Origin of the sequence: Bacillus sp. GZB, assembly GCF_001975995.1 — a bacterium.
GTDB classification, from domain to species: Bacteria; Bacillota; Bacilli; order Bacillales; family Bacillaceae; genus Bacillus; species Bacillus velezensis.
The window spans coordinates 661,057-684,907 of sequence record NZ_MTQG01000017.1 but is presented as its reverse complement, the minus strand read 5'-3'; the positions used below and the strand labels follow the sequence as shown (position 1 = coordinate 684,907).

Here is a 23,851-nt window from a genome sequence, read left to right as displayed (position 1 = left end):
TAAAAATATATAAGGTAAACCATTTGTTCCAACACGAACAATCTGGGAGGTTTTATTCATGGCAAAGTACACAATTGTAGATAAAGATACGTGTATTGCATGCGGCGCCTGCGGAGCTGCGGCACCAGACATTTATGATTATGATGATGAAGGCATTGCGTTCGTTACGCTTGACGAAAATAAAGGCGTCGTCGAAGTTCCGGAAGTCCTGGAAGAAGATATGATTGACGCATTTGAAGGATGCCCTACTGATTCAATCAAAGTTGCGGATGAACCGTTCGAAGGCGACCCGCTGAAATACGAATAAAAAAGCCCTCCCCGTGAGAGGAGCTTTTTCGTCCTGAATAAGACTCCGGCTGTTATCGGCCGGAGTCTTATTTTTTGCCGATCAGCACAAACAAAAAAGCGTCCGGCTGTTTTCACAGAGCGGACGCTTTCAATCTTTATTGTGTTTGGATGCTGCGTTTTTGTTCAATCCAAGGTTTCAGCTTCGTAAAGATGAACGTAAAGACGATGGTGATGATAATGCCTTTTACAATGTTAAACGGCAGAATTCCTGCGACAACCGCCGTTTTTAACTGGCTGTTTGACAGTGCCGGTGAATGTAAAAACCAAGTATACGCGGGCAGGATAAGAATATAGTTCAAAATACTCATCAGCACGGTCATCGCCGCGGTTCCGGCCAGCAGGCTCACCGCAAGACCTTTTGCAGAATTGAGCTTTTTAAACATAAACGCCGTCGGCAGAATAAACAGCGTTCCCGCGATAAAATTGGCTGCCTGCCCGACAGGCACGCCTGCCATGCTTCCTTGAATGATATACTGCAGAATATTTTTAATCGCTTCAACCGCAATCCCCGCCGCAGGCCCGTAAACCAAAATGGCGATAATTGCAGGAACGTCACTGAAATCAATTTTCAAATAATCCGGCAGACCCGGAAACGGGAAATTTAACAGCATAAGCACAAAAGCAATACTGCTAAGCATACTGATGACAACTAATTTTTTTACTTTCACAATGCTCTCTCCTTTTCGATCAAATCTCTCGAAAAGAGGAAAGGTTCTTTTGCGCCCCAATAAAAAAACCGCTTTTGTTAAAAAGCGGGAGCTTACTAAGGCTTGGCAAAGAAACGTTTGATATAAGCATCAAAACGTCTGCTGAACCTCCATCTTCTCCCATCCAGACTATACTGTCGGCTCCGGAATCTCACCGGATCCTGCCGCCGAAGCAGCTCGCGGGCTTAGAGCATGATGCTCATCACCGCCGGTAGGGAATTTCACCCTGCCCCGAAGATTGATCTTATGAATTTATTCACATTATATATGATCAAATTGCAATTGTATAGAGAACTGCTCAAATTTAAATAAAATATTGGGGAAGCCCAATTTAAGCTGATTCAGCGGTTTCCTTTTCTCCTTTACTGCGTCAATACACATTGACACTCTATTGAGAATATGATAAATTATCAGATATTTAGTCAGCTAAACTAGGAGGAAATCTAACAATGTTTCGAGTTTTGGTCTCAGATAAGATGAGCAATGACGGCTTAAAGCCGCTGATGGAATCAGACTTTATAGAAATTGTTCAAAAAAACGTCGCGGATGCAGAAGATGAATTACATACCTTTGATGCCCTGTTAGTCCGCAGTGCCACGAAAGTAACCGAAGAATTGTTTAAAAAAATGACCTCTTTAAAAATCGTCGGCAGAGCCGGTGTCGGCGTAGACAACATCGACATTGATGAGGCCACAAAACATGGGGTTATCGTGATAAACGCGCCGAATGGAAACACCATTTCAACGGCAGAGCATACATTCGCGATGATTTCTTCATTAATGAGACACATTCCGCAAGCCAATATCTCAGTAAAATCTAGAGAATGGAACCGGACGGCTTTTGTCGGGGCGGAGCTCTACGGAAAGACTTTAGGCATTGTCGGCCTGGGCCGGATCGGAAGCGAGATTGCCCAGCGCGCCAGAGCGTTCGGTATGACGGTTCATGTATTCGATCCTTTCTTAACCGAAGAGAGAGCCGGCAAAATCGGCGTAAACAGCCGGACATTCGAAGAAGTGCTTGAAAGCGCGGATATCATTACCGTCCACACGCCTTTAACAAAGGAAACAAAAGGACTGCTTAACAGAGAAACCATTGCCAAAACGAAAAAAGGCGTCCGTCTTATCAACTGCGCAAGAGGCGGCATTATTGATGAAGCGGCGCTTTTGGAAGCGCTGGAAAGCGGCCATGTCGCAGGCGCTGCCCTTGACGTGTTTGAAGTGGAACCGCCAGTTGAATCAAAGCTTCCCGACCATCCGCTGGTGATCGCCACACCTCACTTAGGCGCTTCAACGAAAGAAGCACAGCTGAATGTCGCGGCACAGGTTTCTGAAGAAGTGCTGCAGTTTGCAAAAGGTCTGCCTGTCATGTCAGCGATCAATCTGCCTGCGATGACGAAAGATGAATTCAAAAAAATCCAGCCTTATCACCAAATTGCTGATAAAATCGGAAGTCTCGTATCACAATGTATGAAGGAACCCGTCAAAGATGTTGCGATTCAATATGAAGGCACCATCGCCAAACTTGAAACATCATTTATTACAAAAAGCCTGCTGTCCGGTTTCTTAAAACCGCGTGTAGACTCAACGGTCAATGAAGTGAACGCCGGCGGTGTAGCAAAAGAACGCGGAATCAGCTTCAGCGAGAAGATTTCCTCCAATGAATCAGGATATGATAACTGCATCAGCGTAAAAGTAACCGGAGACCGGAGCACATTTACGTTAACGGCTACGTATATCCCTCACTTCGGTGAACGAATCGTTGAACTGAACGGCTTTAATATTGACTTAAATCCCGCCGGTCACCTCGTTTATATCCAGCACCAGGATACGACCGGTGTAATCGGACGCGTCGGACGAATCCTCGGCGATAACGATATCAATATCGCTACCATGCAGGTAGGCCGTAAAGAAAAAGGCGGAGAAGCCATTATGATGCTTTCTTTTGATAAACATTTAGATGATAAAGTCGTCAATGAGCTGACTTCAATTCAGGATATTGTTTCCGTTAAACTGATTGATCTTCCGTAACCAACAAAAAACCCAAAACATTCATATGTTTTGGGTTTTTTTACGTTTAATGGCTTGGAAGCGGATTAGGCGCGGCAGGCACAGCGATAGGTTTTGTCACATCATAATTACCGATTTTCTTTGTATGCGCATGTGTGAACAGCACCTCAGAATAACCGAATTCCTTCGCAGTTAACAGAAGCCCTTCGATCATTAAAATCCCTTCCAGCGAATCTTCAACCGTATGTTTTTCGGACAATTGAATCCGCAGCTGCTCACCGTCTTCCCTTTCCGATACCGATGCAATCGCATCTGCTTCTATAATGCTCGCGGTCTGTGAGCCTCCGTCTGTTGTCTTCATCCCGTCAATAGCCTGATATACTGAATAATAGGTTTGTTCAGACGGGATGAGATACTCTTGTCCCAGACTGTCGCTGTAAGAAAAATACGCCCGGTTTGTCTGTTTATGTACGGACATCTCAGCGGAAATGCCGTAAGATTTATAAAAATCCTGTCCGGCTCCGTTTTGAACCTTTTTCAATTTAATCCGCTCGTAAGGACTCCATGTCAAAGTCTCTTTCAGCATCTTTTTCAATAAGTCAGCATCGGCAACTGATTCGATAGAGAACCGTCCGTTTACCTGCACAAGCAAGTCCTTCTTATCCGCCGTTACCTGCACACCGTCCAAAAGGTTCGGCACAGACAGGAAGGATTCGGGCACTTCTAGGTTTTCCGCTTCGGATAAAGCCTCTGAAACCGATTCATCCGGCTTCTTTTTTTCAAAACTGACCGGAATGACGGCGGATGTTTCTGAATCGGCAAATGCCAAAGTAATGTAATTGTTTTTGTTTTGGTTTGAGACGACGAACGTCTTCTGATCCGGCGGCTTGACAGAAGCTGACTGACTGGCTTTTTCAGTCTGGCGGCTGTCAGCGGTAAGATCACCGGAAGATTTGTTTGTCATCAGGTGAGGAGATATAATCAGAGCGATGCACAATGCGCAGACGCCGGCTGCGGCGGGGCCGATCCAGCTTCGGGCCGGTTTTTTCCTGTACGGTTTACCTGTTTCAATATTCCGGTAAATGGCCTCGGGTGAACGATGATCTCTAACCGCCGGAAGTTGTCTTAACAACTCCTCTACTCTTTCTTCGTTCCAATATGACTTCATCATCCATTAGCTCCTCCCTCAAAAGCTCCATCTGTTTCCGAAGTATTTTGAGCCCTCTGTGTTGGGTCGTTTTGACTTTGCTTTCCGAGAAGCGGAGAGCGGCGGCTGTTTCCTGAATGGAATATCCCTGAATAAATCTCAAGATAATAACAGCTCTTTGATCAATGGTGCAATGATCAAGCGCGGTATAAATTTCCCGGACGTTTTCATGCTGTACGGCGAGTTCGTCCGGAAGCAAATGCTGATCTCTGACATCTTGTGTATCCCAATCAAACGTACCCATAATACGCTGTCTGATCGTCTGCTGCTTGCGGAACCAGTCAATCGCCACATGGCGTGCGATGGATAACAGCCATGTTTTTTCACTGCTTCTTCCTTCAAATGTATGATAGGAATTCAAGACGCGGATATACACTTCCTGCGTCAAATCTTCAGCCTGCGACTTATCTTTTACCATATAAAATAAAAATTGATATAAATCTTGATGGTATGCATCATATAATATCTGAAAGGTTTCTTCCATGGGAAACCCCTCCGTTCACTTTTTTGTCGTAAAAATGCGTTGAAAAGTTACATTACAACTATATTACGAGAAACTGGAATTTGGAAGGGAATTTATATTAACATATTCTTAAATTTTTAAAGGAGAAACAAATAAAAAACACCCGCAGAACATGCGGGTGTTTCGTATGGAACAAGATTGTTCGTCAATTTCAGACGTCATCCTGCACTTTTGTCGGAATATAAAATGTAAACGTCGTCCCTTTGTCGATGCTGCTATGAACCGCAATTGAGCCGCCGTGGGCTTCCACGATATTTTTTACGATGGCGAGTCCGAGTCCGGTTCCCGCCCTGCCTCTTGTTCTTGCTTTGTCCGCTTTATAAAAACGTTCAAAAATAAAAGGCAGGTCCTCTTCCGGTATTCCCGAGCCGGAATCTTTGATATCGATTTTCAGTCCGTCTTTTACGGTCTGAGCCGCGATATGAACGCTTCCGCCTGACTCCGTGTGGCGCAGCGCATTATCTATAAGGTTGGTAAACACCTGTTCCATTTTATCTTCGTCAAAGACACACTCCGGCTGAGACACCGAGATGTCTTCTGTGAGCGAAACGCCTTTTTCCTTCGCTACCCCGGAAAATTTGCGGGAGATCTTCTCCAGAAATTCATGCAGGTTTACCGTTTCATAGTGCAGGCCCGTATGTCCGGATTCCATTCTGGCCAAATCCAGCAAATCATTGACGAGCCGGCCCATGCGAAGAGATTCATCATAAATGATCTGCGCGATTTCTTTTTTCTCCTCTTCAGTGCTTGCAATGTCGTCCACTATTGCTTCGCTGTATCCCTGCAGCATAGAAATCGGGGTTCTGAGCTCATGACTGACATTGGCAATGAAGTCTTCACGCAATTTATCGAGCCTGCGCTCTTCGGTCATATCACGGAGCACGGCCACGGCGCCGCGGACGTGTGATTCCGCATAAAGAGGCGACATCAATAAAACCCATGACCTTCCTTGAAGCGTCATTTCAATCATTTGCTCTTTTTCCGTGTTCACTGCATTTTGAAATAGCTCTTTTGCTTCAGGGGGAAGGTTATCTCCTTCTTTAATGTTCATGTTCTGCTCATAATACCATGCCTGCAGAAAACGTTCGGCCGGCGGGTTGGTCACCAAAATGGTGCCGTCGATATTAATGGTGATGACCCCGTCTGCCATACTGCTTAAAATATTGGACAGCTGTTCTTTTTCCTGATTCAGCGCGTTAATATGGAAATTGAGCTGCCGTCCCATCTGATTAAAGGCAATGGCCAGTTCCCCGATTTCATCTTGGGTCAGAATCGGAATTTTTGTATCAAACTTTCCTTTCGCCAAGTCTTGGGCGCCTTCCCGCATTTTCCGAAGGGGATATGTCACCCTGCTGGATAAAAAGAACGCGAAAAACGTTGTCAAGACGATGGCAATGCCCGCCGCAAGAAAAATATAGCGTGTTGTATGTTTCGTCGTATCTTTGACGGCAAGCAGCGATTGGGATAAAAAGACCATGCCTTTTTTGCCGTCTTTTTCATACGGCACTCCGACGATCAGCCGTTCGTTATCCGAACCGGCATTGTTGGGGACCGCGCGTTTGCTTACTTTTTTGCGGTCTGTCAGCGCCTTGTGCAGATCCCGGTCATGTTTGATCTGCTCTAATGTAATAGAGGATAAATGATTATCGTCATTGGGCGAATACCAGACATGCTTATCATCCTGAATGATCGCGATGCTCGTTAAATTGTCCGCCAGTTCCCACGTGATGGATCTGGCAAGCGGCTGGTCTTCATGATTTTCTATTATGACCGCAATTTTATCGGCAAGCTGCGTTAAATCTTTTTCCGCTTCTTCAACGTGGTAGTTTTCTATAAATTCCAGAAGCAGCACCGTTAAAATAAATAAAACAATTAACACGAGTGAAAGAATGGTAAACCAAAGCTTTCCTACTACGCTTTTCCAAAACTTCATTCAGCGCCTACCTCAAATTTGTATCCGACTCCCCATACGGTGACGATTTTTTTCGCCGCTCCCGGGGACACTTTATTTAATTTTTCACGGAGCCGTTTGACATGGGTGTCCACCGTTCTGAGGTCTCCGAAAAATTCATACTGCCACACTTCTTTTAAAAGCTTTTCCCTGTCGTACACTTTGTCCGGTGTTTTCGCCAGAAAGTACAGCAGTTCATATTCCTTCGGCGTCAGGCTCACCTCCGTGCCGTCCGCAGTCACCCTGTGAGCATCGTGATCAATGGATAGATGCGAAAAGACGAGCACATTTTTTGTCGGGGTATTTGCTGTCAGATAAGATGTTTGGGAAGCCCTTCTTAAAAGCGCCTTTACCCGAAGCACCACTTCTCTCGGGCTGAAAGGCTTGACGATATAATCGTCCGTACCCGCTTCAAACCCCTGGACGCGGTTGGCTTCTTCCCCTTTTGCCGTCAGCATGATAATCGGCGTCGCTTTTTTTTCTCTGAGCTGCCGGCATACTTCGATTCCGTCCGTTCCCGGCATCATTAAATCCAAGAGCACCAGATCATAATCTGATGCCAGCCCCATTTTAATGGCCTCGTCGCCGTTTTCCGCTTCTTCAATCACATAGTTTTCCCGTTCAAGGTACATTCTTAAAAGGCGTCGAATTCTGGCTTCATCATCTACTACTAATATTTTAGTTTCATTTGTTTGATCCATCGTTTTCCCCCTGCTTTCCTTCTGTTACTTTCATTTTAACAAACTGTGCGGCAGCTTGAGAACTGTATCGGCTTTTTGCATCTATGCGTACGAATGAAGTCCGGCAAGCACGAGATTCACAAAAATTAAGTTAAACATAATAATGGCGAAGCCGATGACGGCAAGCCACGCGGACTTTTCGCCATGCCAGCCTCTTGACAGCCGCAAGTGCAAATACGCTGCGTAAAATAAAAAGGTGATCAGCGCCCATACTTCCTTCGGGTCCCAGCCCCAAAAACGCGTCCATGCAAGCTGCGCCCAAATCATCGCAAACACAAGCGCGCCGAGTGTGAATACCGGAAAACCGATGGAAACAGCGCGGTAGCCGACTTCATCGACCAAGTCCAGATTCACATTTTTGACGAGCGGGCTGATAAGAGCGCTGATTCTCTTTCTGAATATCAGCCTGAGCGCACCGTATAAAACGAGACCTGCGCCAAACGACCAGATCACCGTATTGACCTTTCTGCCTGAAAAAATGGCCGGAAGCTCAATAAGCGGCTTCATTGCGCCTTCCGTAAGCAGTTCTCCCTCATGCGGGCCGACAAGCGCAGGCATATCATATATCATGACGCTTTTGGCTTCTTTTTTATCCACCCAATTAAATTCAGCTTTGTAGTCCGCCAGCCGGAATGCCGACGTGACGGCGATAAATGCCACGGTCGTCACGAGTATAAACATGATGACTTCAAGCCAGAACGTTTTTTTGCCCGGTCTGGATTGGTCGACATGCTTTAACAGGAAAATGACGCCGGCTACAAAACTGATCGCAAGAATCGCCTGCCCAAGCGCCGCCGTCGTGACGTGAATGTACAGCCAATTGCTCTGCAGTGACGGAATAAGCGGTGTAATGTCTGTCGGAAACATGCTTGCATACGCGATAAGCAAAAGCGCGATAGACAATGTGAACATGCCTAATGAAGGCAGTCTGTAAATAAAGTAAATAATAATAAAAGCGAGAACAAGCATCATGCCGAATGACGTCGTAAATTCAAACATATTGCTGACAGGCGCATGTCCGCTTGCCGACCATCTCGCAATGAAGTAGCCGAGATGACAAAGAAATCCGAAAATGGTTAACGTGATTCCGATAGCCGACCAGCGGCCCTTACCGTCCTTAGCACCTTTTGTTCCCCGGATGGCGCCGCCGAAAACCGGGACGGCAATTAAATAAATCAAAAAGGCAGCATAAAGAAAATTTGCGCTCAGCTCCGCCATGACACCACTCCTTTTTCACTAGGCCTGATTTTTGGCCAATTCTTTTTGATCGGCCGGCTCTTGAATCCCGGTCCCGCTAAGAACAAATTCGATATCTTTTTTCAGACCGAACCAGTTTTTGTTCGTATGTCCCGCCACAAGCACTTCATGATCACCTGTTTTGATCCAGATCCTTCTGTGCTGCCAGTACATTCCTTGAATGACGCCGATCATAAAGATCGCGCCGCCGACGGCAAGCACCCATAAGGTTAAGTCTTTTCTGACGGTGAGTCCTGTAATGTTTTTCGTTTCCACATGGTCGAATTTTAATTTGTACTTGTTACTTTCGGAACCTTCAACAGTCTGCTGAATCGCAACAAAACTTTTCTCCCCTTTCGGCTTGTCAGGAGCCGTGATTTTAAAGACAAAAGCCGGATTGTTAGGAACCTTCGTTTTCGTGCTCGGTTCTCCGTCCTTGTTAAAATAAAAATCAGGAAGATAACTGGCGATCTGCACTTTGTAACCGTTACCAAGATCATAGTCCGTGTCGGGATCAAGAAGATTGATCTTCAGTTTGCCGAATGACTGTTTTGTTTTTTGGTCGATCAGCTGAAATACCATCTGATCGAGCTGGTTTTCTTTATAGTCCACCTGATACACAGAATAGGAGTCAAAGCGAAGCGGTTCATTGACGCGGATATTGTTTTCTTTGACTCTTTTAAGCTTCGGCTTTTCGCCGAATACAATGTCGCCTTCCCTCTTGTACAAAACCGCGTCCGTTGTGAAGGATTTGGCGACTTTGCCGTTTCCGGCTCTATCAATGGCGTCGGCGAATACTTTTTTCTCAGTGTCTTTGTTATATGTCTGCATCGTGAACCGGTTGTTTTTTAAGTAATACTTGCCATCAGTACCGGGGATCTGAGCGGTTTCGCCTTCACGGACCCAGAGCGTTTCATCGACATACATACCGGGTACAAATCTCAGCATGGCTCCGATCAGAAAAATGATCAGACCGATATGATTGACGTAGGGCCCCCACCTTGAAAAACGGCCTTTTTCCGCCAGAATGCTTCTCTCTTGTTCTCGCACTCTATAATGCTTTTTTTTCAATCGTGTTCTGATGCCATCAGCCGCATCCCCGCTCAGCTCGGTTTCTGTCCGGCTGTATAGACGCTGCCTCTTCAAAAAGATCGGATTCCGCCGAACTCCTTGATTTTTCAGCGCTCTGTACAAAGGAATCACCCGATCCAGGCTGCAGATGACCAGTGATATGCCAATGGATGCGATCAGGAGCATATACCACCATGAGCCGTACAGGTGATGAAATCCCAGCAGATAGTACAGTTGACCGATTATGCCATACTGCTGTTCATAATATGTATCCGGCTGGGCGCCCGGCGGCAGATAAGCTTCCTGCGGAAAAACCGTGCCGAAAGCAGAGGCCGCCAGAGTAATGACAATCAGCCATATTCCGACTTTTACGGAAGAAAAGAAGTTCCATACCTTATCTACGATTGTTTTGTTATATGTTTGCGAACGCCTTGCGCTGCCGTCGTACCGCATATCCGCAAGCAGCGATTTTTGATCATCAAGCGGCTTCCCGCACGACTCGCACAAAACCGTCCCGGCTGGATTCACGTGCCCGCATTCACATTTGACCTTTTTCATGAAGACGCCTCCGGCTTAATTAAATTCATATAGTCATGAACCATGCGTTCTGTCATCGTGCCGGTCACCACTTTCACGACTTTTCCGTCGGGATTGATCAAAAATGTCGTCGGAATAGGTGATACGCCGTACGCGTCCAGCACTTGCCGGTCAGTATCGAGCGCAACCGGGAAATTGACGCCGTATGTTTTCATAAAATTATGTACTGCAATCTTTGATTCGCCGACATTTACCGCAACCACCTCGACACCGAGGTCTTTAAAATGCTTGTATTGATTCTCCATGTAGGGAAATTCCTGCTTGCACGGCTCGCACCACGTTCCCCAGAAATTCAGAAAAACGCCTTTTCCTTTTAACTGACTCAGTTCTATGAGTCTGCCCTCTGTATCTTTCAGCGCGAAATTCGGGGCTTTGGACCCCTCAGATATACGCTCGCCGTTTGTGTAAACAGCATTATAGATGGTATATCCGAGCGCGCAGAGTAAGATGAGAAGGATGCCGGTCCGAATGAATAAACGCCGCCGTTTTTTGTTCATTGTACACTGCTCCCCTCCCCTGCCTGCAAATCCATTCAATTATATCATCAACACGTTTTGTAATTTTTGAAGGTTATGTGAAAATTAGAAAGCGTTTTTACCGTGTTCAGCTAAAGCCCGCAGCCTTTTCACCTCATGCGGCGACAATTCTCTTGCGTCTCCTGTGCGCAGGCCTCTTAAATCTAAAAATGCGTATTCTTCACGTTTTAGTTTCAGCACGTCATGACCGATCGCCTCGAACATGCGGCGGACCTGTCTGTTCCGTCCTTCATGAATCGTCAGCTGAATGATGCTCGTCTGCTTTCTTTTGTCCAGGGAAAGCATTTTCGCTCTGGCCGGCGCCGTCTTGCCTTCTTCAAGCTGAATGCCGCGCTCAAGCTTTCTCAGAAGTTCCTTGGAAGGAATTCCCTTCACTTTGGCGACGTACGTCTTATCAATTTCGTATTTCGGATGCATGAGTTTGTTGGCAAACTCGCCGTCATTTGTCAGCAATAAAAGTCCGCTCGTATCATAATCAAGCCTGCCGATCGGATAAATGCGCTGCGGCACTTCTTTGAAAAAGTCGGTCACCACTTTCCGCCCTTTGTCGTCATCAGCTGCTGAGATCACTCCTCTCGGTTTATAAAGCAGAAAGTACACGGGTTCTTCCCGCTCCACCTTTAATCCGTTTACTTCAATCTGATCAGAACCGGTCACTTTTACGCCGAGCTCTGTTATTACTTTTCCATTCACCTTTACTTTTCCTTCTTTTATCAGCTCTTCCGCCTTTCTGCGTGATGCCACGCCGGCATGAGCAATAACTTTTTGCAGTCTTTCCATGTCGTTCACCTCAAGTATAATCTTACTTTTTTCCCCCTGAACAAACAAGCTTTTTCAAGGAGAGTTATTTTGATATATAAAAAGCGCCTGATTTCAGGCGCTTCCAAATAATAACGTAACTATGATGATGGATGCAACCACCCCGATCAAATCAGCAAGAAGACCAACCTTTAAAGCATCCCCCATTTTTTTGATGCCGACCGCCCCGAAATACACCGTCAGGACATACAGCGTCGTGTCAGTCGATCCCTGCATGACCGAAGCCAGCCTGCCGATAAATGAATCAGGCCCGTACACGGCGATCAGATCTGTCGTCATGCCGAGCGCCGCCGTCCCCGAAATCGGGCGGATCAGAGCAAGCGGCACGACTTCTGCGGGAATTCCGAGCGCTGTAAAGAAAGGCTTGCACAGCCCCATGACAAAATCCAGCGCGCCCGAGGCCCGGAATACGGTAATCGCCACCAGCATCCCGACCAAATACGGAATGATGGAAAACGCAATCTCAATTCCTTCTTTTCCGCCTTCAACGAATGATTCATACGTCGGCACTTTTTTGATCGTGCCGTATATCAATATACCGGCGATAATAATCGGAATCATGGCTAAAGACAGCCAATTCACCATTTCCATTCGCTTACCTCCCTTTTCTTTTGCGGCGGTACCAGAAGTAGCGGTCAATGAAAATCGCGCCGATTCCCGAAATTAAAGTCGCTAAGATGGTCGGCCCGACGATATCGGTCGGTGATTTCGCCGAGTAAGCCATGCGCACGGCAATGACGGTTGTCGGTATCAATGTAATACTCGAAGTATTTACCGCCAAAAAGGTAATCATGGAACGGCTGGCCTCAGACTTACCTCCATTCAGCTTTTTCATCTGCTCCATGGCTTTAATGCCGAGCGGTGTCGCCGCATTTCCCAGTCCGAAAAAGTTTGCCATGAGATTTGATAAGATGTATCCCATCGCCGGATGATCAGGGGGAATATCGGGAAACAGCTTAGAAATAAACGGGCGGCACATTCTGCTGAATATATCCAAAAGGCCGGACTGCTCGGCTATTTTCATCAGGCCGAGCCAGAACACGAGAACGCTCATTAATCCGAACGAGATCGTAACCGCTTCTTTCGCTCCTTTAAAAACGGCTTCATTCACATCCTGCAAGGTACCGTTAAACATCGCAAAGACAAGTCCGATTACCGTCAGACATACCCAGATTAAATTGACCATGACGAACCGCCCGCCGCGCTCATAAACAGGCTCGTAAACGTCTCAATGAAATGCTTTTTCGGTTTTTTATGGCGCTCGTTTTCATAATAGACGGGAATCTTGGCGATCACTTTCCCATCATGCATAACAGTCATCCGGCCGACGACATCAGGAATGAGAGAGGCGTCCTTTTTCCAGGCTTTTTTCGGTTTTATTAAGGTTGTGCGGATTTTCACATCGTCGATTTCATCCTCTTTTAACAAATATTTGACATCCCGGGCAATAAAAGCGCGCTTTCCGTAAAACGTCTTTTTCAGCTTCGGAATGCCGCCTTTTTTGGCGACGACATAGGTTTTATAGTGATCAAAGACATAATTAAACATATTCATATGATCATCCCAATCATCCGGATCATTTATGGTGACCGCGATGAGATCCGTACCGTCTTTTGAGGCCGTCGAGACGAGCGTCCGTTTCGCGATTTTTGTGTAACCTGTTTTTCCGCCTGTGCTGTAACGGTAGAGCCCTGTGAGAAGCTTGTTTTTATTTTTCCATACCCGGTCCATCGTTTCCGCCTTATACACTTTTGTGCCTGAAACGGTCCGGTATTCCTTGATTTTCATCGCGTATTTAGTCAAAAGCGCCATGTCATACGCCGTTGAATATAAATTTTCATGGTCGTCCAGTCCGTGCGGATTTTGAAATTTTGTATTTTCCATCCCGATTTGCTCGGCTTTTTTGTTCATCATAAATACAAAACCGTCAAGGCTTCCGCCGACATATTCAGCTATTGCTGCAGCGGCGTCATTTCCTGATCTCAGCATAAGCCCGTATACGAGATCTTTCAGCTTCACTTTTTGTCCCGGCTGAAGATAAATGGCTGAGCCTTCCGTTTTTACGGCATTCGGGGAAACCGTCACGGTCTCTTCCATCTTCCCTGATTCAATCGCCAGCACCGCCGTCATGATTTTCGTAATGCTTGCAATCCGCCGCTTATGATGTTCATCCTTGGCGAATAACACCCTGCCAGATGCTCCGTCGATTATAATCGCGCTTTTTGCGCTGACATGTATTTGGGCATGTGCCGTATTGCCGTCTGTAATGGAAAAAAGAATAACAAAAGTCAAAAGAAATACGGCAGCTTTTTTGAGAAAGCGCATGAATGCTCACGTCCTTGTTGTGGGTTTGTACAAGTTTATGCGCATGTCCATGACTTATGAATACCAATTGCGTCACTTTCACATAAAAAAACTCTCCCAAAAGGAAGAGTTTTTATCTGACTGATGCCATATTTGAGCCTGATGCTTCATATTGCGCTAATTCTTCCCGCATGCGCAGAAATTCACTGCTGAGCGAAAGCAGAAGGCTCCGCAGCGAGTCCGGCACTTGCTGGTAGAATTCAATCGCGCTTTGGCCTGTATAAGCGGCGCGGCTGTTTTCGTACCATGTATCCTTTTTCGGCATGAAAAACTCTTCCACGCACTGATGATACACTTTATACAGCGTTTTTTCCGCTCTCACCTCATGAAACGGCTCCTGCATTAAAAGCCGCCTGCAGGCTTCCTGGGCGCCTTCGCAAAAGACGGTCATCCTCCTCAGCACACTGAGCACGTCGCGGCAGTATGCCTCATCCGCCTCTCCTTGAGCCCGCATCTCCGGCAATGTTGTATGATTTAAATAGCTGCTGACCATCGTGACAACCTCGGCTAAAAATTCACCAGTTTCTTCAGTATGGGCCCTCACAATCGAATTTCCCATTTCCGTCCGTTTCCTTCCTCTCTTGTACGTCGTCATTTGCGTCATTCATCAATGGCCTTTCCCTACTATCGTATGATGAAAAACGATTATTATTTAATATCCTCAAAAGTTTGGTTGAAGTTTTCAAAGAATAAATCGGCTTCCTCCTGGAGAACGTCTTCCTCCGCATTTTCAGGAAGCGGCGGGAGCTCCTCCAATGTTTTTAAGCCGAATTGTTCAAGAAATACCGGTGTCGTGCCGTATAAAATCGCCCGGCCGGGACCGTCGGCGCGGCCCACCTCACACAGCAGCGCTTTTGACACGAGGCTGTGCAGAATCCGTTCAGACTTCACGCCCCGGATATCTTCAATTTCCGCCCGTGTGATCGGCTGCTTGTACGAGACGATCGCCAGCACTTCCAAAGAAGCCTGTGACAGCCCTTTTGACGGCACTTCGATTAGTTTTTTCAAATAAGGCACGAATTCTTTTTTCGTTCCAAGCATATACGTATCCGCATATTCGGTAAGCTCGATGCCTCTGTCGTCTTCCTTGTACTGAGCGGCCACTTCTTCCATGATTCCGGCCAGTTCCGCTTCTTCTATTTCAAGCACCGTCACCAATTGCTTTTTGGTCAGCCCTTCATCACCCGCCGCATACAGCAAGGCTTCCACAATCGCTTTCCAATTCACGATATCAAGCGCCATGAATGGATTCACTCCCCGTAATGTATATATCTGAAAAGTTTTCTTCCTGTTCAATGATAATCTGCTGATTTTTCATCAGTTCCAGGACTGCTAAAAACGTCACGACGAGATGGTCCTTTTGCCGAGAAGGAAAAAGCTCCGTGAAGTTTATTCTTCTCCCCGCCGTTTTTAAGCTTTTTACGATTTCGTTCATTCTGTCTTCAATCGGTATTTCCTGTCTTGTAATGGTCGTTTCTTTCGGCCGCGTGATTTTTTTACGCTGAAGCACCTTTTGAAACGCGCCGATCATGTCATAAACGGTCACCGACAGTTTCTGCTCGGTCTGTTTGATTTCTTTTGCATACTCACTTAAATCACTCGGCGGCTTTGTAAATGACTTTTGTCTTTCTTCTTCCCGCTCTTTTAAATCCTTCGCAGCGGTTTTATACTTTCTATACTCAATCAGCTTTTCAATCAGCTCGTCCCGTGGGTCTTCTTCTTCAAGCATTTCGTCTTCAAACAGCTCTTCCTCTTGTTTCGGAAGCAGCATTCTGCTTTTAATGCTGAGAAGCGTCGCCGCCATGACCAGATATTCACTGGCGACATCAAGTTCAAGCTCTTGCATTGTATGTACATATAATAAATATTGTTCAGTAATGGTTGCCACGGGTATGTCGTATATGTCGATTTCAAGACGGTTAATCAGATGAAGCAACAGGTCCAATGGGCCTTCAAACGTATCAATTTTCACTTGATATTCTACCATTATCTCACCATTTTCAATATCACTCTCATTGCCGGAAAAACTGGCTACCCTTTAGTATAATCCACCGAAATGCTCTCGTCCAATACTTTTATATACGTCCTCCGTTATTTAGAAAATACTGAAAAAGAAGATATACGCCTATACCTTTAAAGGCGGATGCACATATGATAGCCGTGTAAACTTGAAACAAAGGGAGGCTGATTTCACATGAGCGGAGCTTGTTTCGGCGGAGGTTTTGCATTAATTGTCGTTCTGTTTATTTTGCTCGTTGTCGTAGGAGCATCTTACATCTGCTAGTTCCTCAGGCTTCAGGCACCAAGCCGCTCTTTTTTCCTTTTCATAGCGCTGTGGTACACTGGTTTTAGCATAAAAGGAGGAAGCGGCTTGTATCCTAAAGCTTATATCGGCTTTTTGGCCGAATTTCACGCATCAAGAGATTATTTTGAGTGTCATGAACTGTTAGAGGAATATTGGAAAGAAAGCCCGGCTGAAAAGCGGAGCATTCATTGGGTCGGCCTGATTCAGCTTGCCGTCGCTCTGTATCACCAGCGCAGGGGAAATGAAGCCGGGGCGAAACGGCTGATTGCCAACAGCTTACGTATTCTCCGGTCTGAAAAGCAGGCGGTCTGTTCTCTCGGTCTCAGCCATCCGAAACTGATTGAGCTGATAGAAACGCTGGCAGACGATATAGAAGCGGGCCTGCCTTATAAAAGTGTTATGCTGCCGATTACAGATGAAGCCCTGAAAGAAGCATGTCTTGCCGAGTGCCGCCGAAAGGGCTATACATGGGGGCAAGACGGCGTATCAGATACCTTTCTTATTCATAAACACCGCCTGCGGGACAGGACGGATGTCATTAAGGAACGCGAACGGGAAATTGAGAGAAGAAAAAAAAGCAGAGGCTGACGGTCAGCCCTGCTTTTTCTATATCAAAACAGCTCCCGAAACCGTGAAGATTCCGGGAGCATTTGTCAGTTATTATATGAGATATCCTGATCTTTTTGATGTTGACAGCGTTCAAAAAAGCTTTGCGTTAATTCATTCGGAACGAGTGCCTCCGTTTTGAACAGACGTTTTAAGGCGTCCATCATTTGCTTTCCGATTCCTTGATGGCGGTAAGAAGGATTCACGCTGATATGCCGGATTTCAACTTCTGAGTCCTTTTTTTCGACTCCGATCGCTCCGACGATATCTTCATCCTCTTTCCAAAGAAAGAGCTGGCGGCCAGTATCCGTTTCATAGTCCTTTATTGTCTGCTGAAGCTGCTTGAGATCTTTTTCATTCGGCATAAATGACAGAAGACCCATCGCAATCTTTTCAAACGATTTTTTATAACGAATTAACATAAAAACCCCTCTATATCCAAAATGTCCATTCATGTCCTATCAAACGGATACATAAAGGCGATCCGTTTCCTCACATTATATCATTTTCGCCGCTGTTTTAAACGCTTTTCAACAAATTATTCAAATGAACGGTTTAAGTTTGCCATTTCAATGGCAGATACTGCGCAATCCGCTCCCTTATTTCCGGCTTTTGTTCCGGCTCGTTCGATGGCCTGCTCAATGGTTTCAGTCGTCACGATGCCGAAGATAACCGGGACGCCCGTCGCCGTTCCCGCCTGGGCAATGCCTTTTGCCGCTTCATTGCAGACATAGTCATAATGCGTTGTCGCTCCTCTGATAACCGTGCCGAGCGTAATGACGGCATCGTATTTTTTCGTTTCCGCCATTTTCTTTGCCGCAAACGGGATTTCAAACGCTCCCGGCACCCAAGCGACGTCAATGTCGTTTGATTCTACACCGTGGCGAAGCAACGTGTCTTCCGCTCCGCTTAACAGCTTGCTCGTTATAAATTCATTAAATCTGCCGACGACGATTCCGATTTTAAGTCCTGTTCCTACTAGGTTTCCTTGTATGATATTCATATGTTATCCATCCTTTTTTGTGAGATTTGTTTTTAGAAATGAAGCAGATGTCCAAGTTTTTTCATTTTGGTCTGTAAATATTGCTTGTTATGCTCACTCGCTTCCATTTGAAGCGGCACCCGTTCTGAAATGCTGAGACCGTATCCTTCGAGGCCGGCGATTTTCCGTGGGTTATTGGTTAAAAGTTTCATATGCTGAACCCCTAAGTCGCGGAGAATCTGGGCGCCGATGCCGTAGTTGCGCAGATCAGGCAGAAAGCCGAGCGCTTCGTTCGCTTCAACCGTGTCATACCCTTGTTCCTGCAATCGGTACGCCTTCAGCTTATTGATTAAACCGATTCCTCTGCCTTCCTGGCGCAAATACAATAGAACGCCTCGGCCTTCTTCAGCAATTTGCGCAAGCGCGGCATGAAGCTGAGGTCCGCAATCACAGCGATGGGATGCAAACACATCGCCCGTCAGGCATTCTGAGTGCACTCTGACAAGAACGGGTTCGCTGTTAAACAGGACATCCCCCATGACAAAGGCGAGATGTTCTTTTCCGTCAACCTCGTTTGTATATCCGTAAACTCTAAACGTGCCGAAGTCAGTCGGCAGCCTAATATCAACTTCTCTGTTCACAAGTGCCGTAATGTTGTAACGGTACTCTATTAAGTCTTTTATCGTAATCATTTTCAGCTGGTGGCGTTCGGCGATTTCGGCTAACTCCGGCACTCTGGCCATTGTGCCGTCTTCATTCATAATTTCACAAATGACGCCCGCCCCCTGAGATCCGCAGGCTTTTGCAAGATCAACGGCTGCTTCCGTATGGCCGGCCCGCTTCAGGACGCCTCCTTTTTTTGCGATTAAGGGGAAAATGTGGCCCGGACGTTGAAAATCGTCAGACACAGATTCTTCGTTCAACAGCGCCTGAATGGTAAAGGATCGTTCCTGCGCGCTGATGCCCGTTTTTGTCAGCCTGTGGTCAATACTGACCGTAAACGCGGTCTCATGTGAGTCCGTATTATGATCAACCATCGGGTGAAGATCCAGCCGGCCGGCGATGTCTTCAGACAGCGGCGTGCAGATCAGGCCTCTCCCATGGGTCGCCATAAAATTAACCACTTCCGGCGTGGCATGCTCAGCCAGCGCTACGAAATCTCCTTCGTTTTCTCTGTCTTCATCATCGACAACAATGATGACTTCACCTTTTTTCAGCGCCTCTAACGCCTCTTCTATCGGATGAAACATATCGATCTTCCTTTCTAAAAGCCGTTCTCGCTTAAAAAGGCTTCCGTGATAGTTTGATTGCTTTTCGTTTGTTCTGTTTTGTGCAAAAAGCGGTATAAGTATTTGCCGATCATGTCACACTCAATATTTACGGTCGATCCGACTGTTTTCGTCTGAAAAATCGTTTCTGAGATGGTATGCGGAATGATGGATACCGTTACGCTTTCGTCTGATAAACCGAAAATCGTCAGGCTCACGCCGTCTACCGTAATTGAACCTTTCAATACGAGCGTTTTTGTCAATTCCGGCGAAAGTTTTAAATCGTAATAGACCGCGTTGCTTTTTTTCTCGATCCGCGTAATTTCCGCCGTTCCGTCCACATGCCCTGATACAAAGTGGCCGCCGAACCGTCCGTTGGCGGACATCGCTCTTTCCAGGTTTACTTTACTGCCTTTTGACAAGCCGTTCAGCGAAGTGGCTTTCACTGTTTCCGGCATGACATCAACCGTAAATTGATTGTCAGAAAATCCGGTTACGGTCAGGCAGATGCCGTTTACCGCAATGCTGTCGCCAAGTTTCACATCACTTGTCACTTTTGAAGCGGCGATGGTTAATGCCATGGAAAGGCCTGTCTTTTTGATTGCTTGGATCGTGCCTGTTTCTTCAACGATTCCTGTAAACATCGTCACCATCCTTTCCATCTTTAGGTATGGCCGTCAGTTTTATATCCGGCCCGATTTGGGTGATTTGTGTGAATTGTAAATGGGGGACATCTTTCATTGATTGAAAACCTTCACCGGAGATCAAGCTGGGAGCAAGCGTTCCTCCGATTAATTTAGGGGCGAAATAGAAATGAAGCTCTTGGAAACAGCCTTCCTTGACAAAACTTCCGTGTACGGATGCTCCGCCTTCCACATAAACGGACATTATGCCCTTTTCAGCAAGAATGCTGAGCACCTCAGGGACGTGAATGCGGTCTGTTTCCAGCGGAATAACTTTTATTCCGAGTGCGGTCAGCCGGTCTTTCTTTTGCACGTCTGCACCTTTGGCCGTAAATATCCATGTCGGCGCAGCGCCGTCAGTGAGCACATTGGCCGTTTCAGGAATGGTCAGCTTTGTATCGAGAATCACTCTGACCGGCTGCTTCACCGCATCAGGAAGCCTGCAGGTCAGGCTCGGATTATCAGCTTTGACTGTGCCTGCTCCGACAAGAATGCTTTGATGCGATTTCCTGTATTGCTGGGCATCAAGCCTTGCCGCCTCTGATGTAATCCATTTGCTGTCACCGGTTTCAGTCGCTGTTTTCCCGTCAAGGCTCGCGGCCGCTTTCAAGGTGACATACGGAAGTCCGGTCCGCATGAAGTGAAGAAACATTTTATTCAGCTCTTCTGCCTGCTGCCTGAGAAGTCCGGTTTTCACTTCGATGCCCGCTGCTTCCAGCATTCCGATGCCTTTTCCGGCTACAAGCGGATTCGGATCTTTCACAGCGATGAACACCCTTTTTATCCCCGACTTTATTATCAGTTCGGCGCATGGCGGTGTTTTTCCGTAATGGCTGCAAGGCTCCAGCGTCACATACAAATCGGCGCCTTTTGCGTGTCTGCCGGCCATATTAATCGCGTGAACCTCGGCATGCGCTTCTCCGTATTGCAAATGGGCGGCCATTCCGACGATCTGTCCGTTTTTGGCGACGACAGCGCCGACAAGAGGATTGGACTGTGTCTGTCCTTCACCGCGTCTGGCAAGTTCTATTGCCGTATTCATATAATATTCTTCCATCGTTATCCCTCCCTTCTTCCACGCAATTTGGCGTCAAAAAAGCCCCGAATGTTTACACAGTTCGGGGCTTTGCCAGTTTTAATCCATAGGAAATAAGACTATACAGTAAGTTTATTTTTTGCATAGCTTCTCTCATCCTTCTCCCATCCAGACTTTCACTGTCGGCTTCAGCTTTTCACTGAATCCACCGTATACAGATGCATACGGGTCACGGGCTGTAAAGCGCAAAACGCCTTATTACCGCCGGTCGGGATTTTCACCCAGCCCCGAAGGATACAATCAATATTTTTTTGTCCTTATCCGCTATTATAACATCCTTTGCGGCAGGCGCAATGAATTTGCACCTAATTATTCAGAAAAATAAAAAGCGCCCTTTTCCCATAAAAGGCGCCTTTATTTATTCGTTCACTTTGACGACCTTCAATAAGCCGTCAATCCGGTTTGATTTGCTGAAATACGCTTTAATCTTATCTCCCTTTTTCACATCGGAGAGATCCTGCATCAGCTTGTCGCCGTTAAAAATGATTTTTGTGCCGTTTTCTGCCGTACCGTGGTACTCAGTTCCTTCGATTTTCGTAATTTTATATGTTTTGACTGTATATTCTTCTTTTTCCTGGGACAGGGTTTGTCCGATTGCAGTCGGCACGTCTTTCAGTTCAATATCGTTTATGACCATATAACCGCCCGCTAATAACAGCAGCAGTACAAGTAAAATGGCTGCTTTTGTTTTAATTCTTCCCATTTTTCTACCTCCAGCCCGTATCAATCTATTCATTACTATGTCATATTCCTTTTGTTCATGAATAGAAAACCGTTCTTCCCTGCGTGAGTTATTCATATAACGTTTCATAAAGGGAAGATGTTTCATGTATCTGTAAAACTTTCTATCTATTAAATAGATATACGAATTTATGTTCTGTTTTTGAGGGTGGAAAGATAAATTTATATAAAAAAAGCAGTTTTCCTCATGAAGAAAACTGCCTGTACGGTTTATTTCGTCTTGCGAATTTCGTTAAACGGGAAGAAGACGAATTTTGATGTACCCGCTATTTGTTTTTTCGTAAAAAGACCGAGGCCGTTGCGGCTGTCCATAGATTCTCTGCGGTTATCACCCATGACGAAATATTTGTCGTCCGGCACCTTCACCGGGCCGAAGTCTTCTGTCAGCCGGTCATAGCCGTCTTGCTTCGCCTTGTGCTTGTTTGCCGCTAAATACGGTTCGGACACTTTTTTGCCGTTGATGTACAGCTGATCGTTTTTCATTTGCACCGTGTCGCCGGGGAGTCCGATAATCCGTTTGACATAGTGTTCATTTTCTCCGTTCAGAACGACGATCTGGCCGCGTTTGAAGTCGCTTATGTATTTGACCGTCATATTGACAAAGATTCTCTCGCGGTCATGCAGCGTCGGATCCATTGATCTTCCATCAACGAGATAAGGGGCAAATAAAAAGTTTCGGATGAGCAGTGCCAGAACGACAGCAATGATAATGGCTTTCGCCCAATCAAGTACGGCGCTTTTTTTAGAAGTTTTTTCTTTTTCTGATTTCAAGTGATTTCCTCCCATTAGCCATGGTCGTTTTTATTTTACCATGAATCCCTGCACAGAGGGCAAATAAGCCCCGCACCTCATCCATTTTTTTCATTTTATAAGCCGGATCTGCTGATTTTACGGTATTTCACGAAGCTTCCGATCCGCCAAATGCACAAATACACAAAAGCAAGTTCCATCGTTAAAACGGCGAATTCCGCCGCGTCAATGCTTTTGAAATATTGGCTGAGCACGATACGGATCGCAATAATCGCGATAATGACATATTTAAAGTTTTTATTCCGCTTGGAGTAGACAAAGCCGTCTTCCCGGATTTCATAGGCGGTTTGCGACAGCATGATGACGCCGAATACCGCGCCTAACAGTCCGGCGATGGCGAGCTCCCAAAGAGCGGGAAAATGAAACGGCTTTCCCGGGATATTCATGAGCTGGCTGATGCTGAATGTAAAAATGACGGCGATAATTAAAAGCGGGAGAATGATGCCGAAGCCGCCGCCTTTAATCGGCCTGTTCCCCTTTTTCACCCTGAACCAAATAATAAGTGCGAGAATAATAATGACAAATAAAACGGTTGCCAATTGAACCAACGTTTCTACCTCTTTTCATTGTTGTAAACGGTCTTTTTCACTATACCAGACTGATCGCTGATGTTCATATATGTATTTTTTCATGATTTACACATGAGAATTTTCATATACATAAAAAAACCCGCCTGAAAAAGGCGGGTTTTCCGTCATTATCCTTCTACACGGATTTCTTTCATTTTGTCTCCGTTAGACATGTTTTTCGCATGCTCTAAACCGCTTGTCACTTTTCCGAATACAGTATGAACGCCGTTTAAATGCGGCTGCGGCTCATGTACGATGAAGAATTGGCTTGAACCCGTATCTTTACCGGCATGCGCCATTGATAAAGAACCGGCTTCGTGCTTATGCGGATTGCCTTCTGTTTCACATTTGATCGTTTTTCCGCTTCCGCCCATGCCTGTCCCAGTCGGATCTCCGCCTTGGCTGACAAAGCCCGGAATCACGCGGTGGAAAATAACGCCGTCATAAAAGCCCGTATTCGCCAGGTTTTCAAAGTTAGCGACTGTATTAGGCGCTTCATTCGGATAAAGTTCAAATTCGATTCTGCTGCCGTTTTCCATTTCGATGTAACCAGTTTTCATTCTCATTCCTACTTCCGTATTGTTTTTTGTCAAAGCCTTCTTCAATATGAATTTCAATTGTAAGCCGGCTTTCTTTTTGATATTCTTTTGAAGGAAGAGGCCTCTGCTCTTCTTTTCGCGGCTATT

The 23,851-nt window shown here is 46.1% G+C and carries 28 protein-coding genes and 2 riboswitches; of the genes, 4 read left to right on the top strand and 24 right to left on the bottom strand.

Annotation, left to right across the window (positions count from 1 at the left end):
* The first annotated feature begins 58 nt into the window (after positions 1–58).
* Positions 59–307, top strand: coding sequence for a ferredoxin (locus tag BXO87_RS14350; protein ID WP_003153403.1), 249 nt, complete (start codon positions 59–61; stop codon positions 305–307).
* A 136-nt stretch (positions 308–443) separates the two neighbouring features.
* Here BXO87_RS14350 and BXO87_RS14345 read toward each other — a convergent pair whose 3' ends face one another.
* Positions 444–1,016, bottom strand: coding sequence for an ECF transporter S component (locus tag BXO87_RS14345; protein WP_003153402.1), 573 nt, complete (start codon positions 1,014–1,016; stop codon positions 444–446).
* A 147-nt stretch (positions 1,017–1,163) separates the two neighbouring features.
* Positions 1,164–1,298: riboswitch (FMN riboswitch) on the bottom strand.
* Between the two features lie 206 nt (positions 1,299–1,504).
* Here BXO87_RS14345 and serA point away from each other — a divergent pair.
* Entirely contained in the window at positions 1,505–3,082 is a 1,578-nt protein-coding gene (serA, locus tag BXO87_RS14340; RefSeq protein ID WP_007409437.1) for a phosphoglycerate dehydrogenase, read from the top strand.
* Positions 3,083–3,128: 46 nt separating this feature from the next.
* On the opposite strand, the gene BXO87_RS14335 is transcribed toward serA, so the two are convergent.
* The 14 genes from BXO87_RS14335 to BXO87_RS14270 form a co-directional block, all read right to left on the bottom strand.
* The gene (locus BXO87_RS14335) at positions 3,129–4,232 is read right to left on the bottom strand and encodes a sugar dehydratase (protein WP_456305001.1); all 1,104 of its coding nucleotides are present in this window, start codon (positions 4,230–4,232) and stop codon (positions 3,129–3,131) included.
* Positions 4,168–4,752, bottom strand: a complete 585-nt coding sequence (gene sigX / locus BXO87_RS14330) for an RNA polymerase sigma factor SigX (protein ID WP_003153399.1) — start codon at positions 4,750–4,752, stop codon at positions 4,168–4,170. The genes BXO87_RS14335 and sigX overlap by 65 nt, the downstream gene beginning before the upstream one ends.
* Before the next feature lie 190 nt (positions 4,753–4,942).
* Complete coding sequence (locus BXO87_RS14325; RefSeq protein WP_007409435.1) at positions 4,943–6,724, bottom strand: ATP-binding protein; 1,782 nt, start codon at positions 6,722–6,724, stop codon at positions 4,943–4,945.
* Complete coding sequence (resD, locus tag BXO87_RS14320) at positions 6,721–7,443, bottom strand: DNA-binding response regulator ResD (RefSeq protein WP_003153397.1); 723 nt, start codon at positions 7,441–7,443, stop codon at positions 6,721–6,723. Before resD ends, BXO87_RS14325 begins: the two co-directional genes overlap by 4 nt.
* Positions 7,444–7,524: 81 nt before the next feature.
* Positions 7,525–8,700, bottom strand: coding sequence for a c-type cytochrome biogenesis protein CcsB (ccsB, locus tag BXO87_RS14315; protein WP_007409434.1), 1,176 nt, complete (start codon positions 8,698–8,700; stop codon positions 7,525–7,527).
* 18 nt (positions 8,701–8,718) lie between these two features.
* On the bottom strand, positions 8,719–10,347 hold the full coding sequence (resB, locus tag BXO87_RS14310) for a cytochrome c biogenesis protein ResB (protein ID WP_038459011.1): 1,629 nt from the start codon (positions 10,345–10,347) through the stop codon (positions 8,719–8,721).
* A complete protein-coding gene (resA, locus tag BXO87_RS14305; RefSeq protein ID WP_003153391.1) occupies positions 10,344–10,883 on the bottom strand; it encodes a thiol-disulfide oxidoreductase ResA in 540 nt (179 codons plus the stop codon). Before resA ends, resB begins: the two co-directional genes overlap by 4 nt.
* 84 nt (positions 10,884–10,967) lie before the next feature.
* A complete protein-coding gene (gene rluB / locus BXO87_RS14300; protein WP_007612296.1) occupies positions 10,968–11,702 on the bottom strand; it encodes a 23S rRNA pseudouridine(2605) synthase RluB in 735 nt (244 codons plus the stop codon).
* 93 nt (positions 11,703–11,795) lie between these two features.
* Positions 11,796–12,332, bottom strand: a complete 537-nt coding sequence (gene spmB, locus BXO87_RS14295; protein ID WP_003153387.1) for a spore maturation protein SpmB — start codon at positions 12,330–12,332, stop codon at positions 11,796–11,798.
* A gap of 4 nt (positions 12,333–12,336) precedes the next feature.
* Positions 12,337–12,927, bottom strand: a complete 591-nt coding sequence (locus BXO87_RS14290) for a nucleoside recognition domain-containing protein (RefSeq protein WP_003153385.1) — start codon at positions 12,925–12,927, stop codon at positions 12,337–12,339.
* Positions 12,915–14,066 carry a D-alanyl-D-alanine carboxypeptidase family protein gene (locus tag BXO87_RS14285; RefSeq protein WP_020956018.1) on the bottom strand — a complete coding sequence of 384 codons (1,152 nt, stop codon included), beginning with the start codon at positions 14,064–14,066 and terminating at the stop codon, positions 12,915–12,917. The genes BXO87_RS14290 and BXO87_RS14285 overlap by 13 nt, the downstream gene beginning before the upstream one ends.
* A 112-nt stretch (positions 14,067–14,178) precedes the next feature.
* A complete protein-coding gene (locus tag BXO87_RS14280) occupies positions 14,179–14,664 on the bottom strand; it encodes a DUF3907 family protein (RefSeq protein ID WP_003153380.1) in 486 nt (161 codons plus the stop codon).
* Between the two features lie 89 nt (positions 14,665–14,753).
* Positions 14,754–15,347, bottom strand: coding sequence for an SMC-Scp complex subunit ScpB (gene scpB / locus BXO87_RS14275; RefSeq protein WP_007409428.1), 594 nt, complete (start codon positions 15,345–15,347; stop codon positions 14,754–14,756).
* The gene (locus BXO87_RS14270) at positions 15,337–16,092 is read right to left on the bottom strand and encodes a segregation/condensation protein A (protein ID WP_007409427.1); all 756 of its coding nucleotides are present in this window, start codon (positions 16,090–16,092) and stop codon (positions 15,337–15,339) included. The genes scpB and BXO87_RS14270 overlap by 11 nt, the downstream gene beginning before the upstream one ends.
* A 207-nt stretch (positions 16,093–16,299) precedes the next feature.
* Between BXO87_RS14270 and BXO87_RS14265 the strand changes: the two genes are divergently transcribed.
* Together BXO87_RS14265 and BXO87_RS14260 are read left to right on the top strand one after the other, a co-directional pair.
* Positions 16,300–16,389 (top strand): YjcZ family sporulation protein, encoded by a 90-nt coding sequence (locus BXO87_RS14265; RefSeq protein WP_003153376.1) that lies wholly within the window; start codon positions 16,300–16,302, stop codon positions 16,387–16,389.
* A gap of 87 nt (positions 16,390–16,476) precedes the next feature.
* Complete coding sequence (locus BXO87_RS14260; RefSeq protein ID WP_007612304.1) at positions 16,477–16,998, top strand: DUF309 domain-containing protein; 522 nt, start codon at positions 16,477–16,479, stop codon at positions 16,996–16,998.
* Between the two features lie 65 nt (positions 16,999–17,063).
* Here the strand turns inward: BXO87_RS14260 and ribT are convergent, their stop codons facing one another.
* The 9 genes from ribT to BXO87_RS14210 all read right to left on the bottom strand — a co-directional run bounded on the left by ribT (position 17,064) and on the right by BXO87_RS14210 (position 23,725).
* Entirely contained in the window at positions 17,064–17,438 is a 375-nt protein-coding gene (ribT, locus tag BXO87_RS14250; protein WP_015240122.1) for a GNAT family N-acetyltransferase RibT, read from the bottom strand.
* A 116-nt stretch (positions 17,439–17,554) separates the two neighbouring features.
* Complete coding sequence (gene ribH, locus BXO87_RS14245; protein ID WP_003153372.1) at positions 17,555–18,019, bottom strand: 6,7-dimethyl-8-ribityllumazine synthase; 465 nt, start codon at positions 18,017–18,019, stop codon at positions 17,555–17,557.
* Positions 18,020–18,051: 32 nt separating this feature from the next.
* Positions 18,052–19,248: a bifunctional 3,4-dihydroxy-2-butanone-4-phosphate synthase/GTP cyclohydrolase II gene (locus tag BXO87_RS14240; RefSeq protein WP_038459014.1), complete on the bottom strand. Its 1,197-nt coding sequence runs from the start codon at positions 19,246–19,248 to the stop codon at positions 18,052–18,054.
* 14 nt (positions 19,249–19,262) lie between these two features.
* A complete protein-coding gene (ribE, locus tag BXO87_RS14235) occupies positions 19,263–19,910 on the bottom strand; it encodes a riboflavin synthase (protein ID WP_007409425.1) in 648 nt (215 codons plus the stop codon).
* Positions 19,891–21,006 carry a bifunctional diaminohydroxyphosphoribosylaminopyrimidine deaminase/5-amino-6-(5-phosphoribosylamino)uracil reductase RibD gene (gene ribD / locus BXO87_RS14230; protein WP_038459016.1) on the bottom strand — a complete coding sequence of 372 codons (1,116 nt, stop codon included), beginning with the start codon at positions 21,004–21,006 and terminating at the stop codon, positions 19,891–19,893. Before ribD ends, ribE begins: the two co-directional genes overlap by 20 nt.
* A 131-nt stretch (positions 21,007–21,137) precedes the next feature.
* Positions 21,138–21,284: riboswitch (FMN riboswitch) on the bottom strand.
* Positions 21,285–21,403: 119 nt separating this feature from the next.
* Positions 21,404–21,748, bottom strand: a complete 345-nt coding sequence (locus tag BXO87_RS14225; protein WP_038459018.1) for a hypothetical protein — start codon at positions 21,746–21,748, stop codon at positions 21,404–21,406.
* Between the two features lie 248 nt (positions 21,749–21,996).
* Complete coding sequence (lepB, locus tag BXO87_RS14220) at positions 21,997–22,572, bottom strand: signal peptidase I (RefSeq protein ID WP_032861567.1); 576 nt, start codon at positions 22,570–22,572, stop codon at positions 21,997–21,999.
* Positions 22,573–22,652: 80 nt separating this feature from the next.
* A complete protein-coding gene (locus BXO87_RS14215) occupies positions 22,653–23,144 on the bottom strand; it encodes a CcdC protein domain-containing protein (protein WP_038459020.1) in 492 nt (163 codons plus the stop codon).
* Positions 23,145–23,293: 149 nt separating this feature from the next.
* Positions 23,294–23,725 (bottom strand): peptidylprolyl isomerase, encoded by a 432-nt coding sequence (locus BXO87_RS14210; RefSeq protein WP_003153363.1) that lies wholly within the window; start codon positions 23,723–23,725, stop codon positions 23,294–23,296.
* Positions 23,726–23,851: the final 126 nt, after the last annotated feature.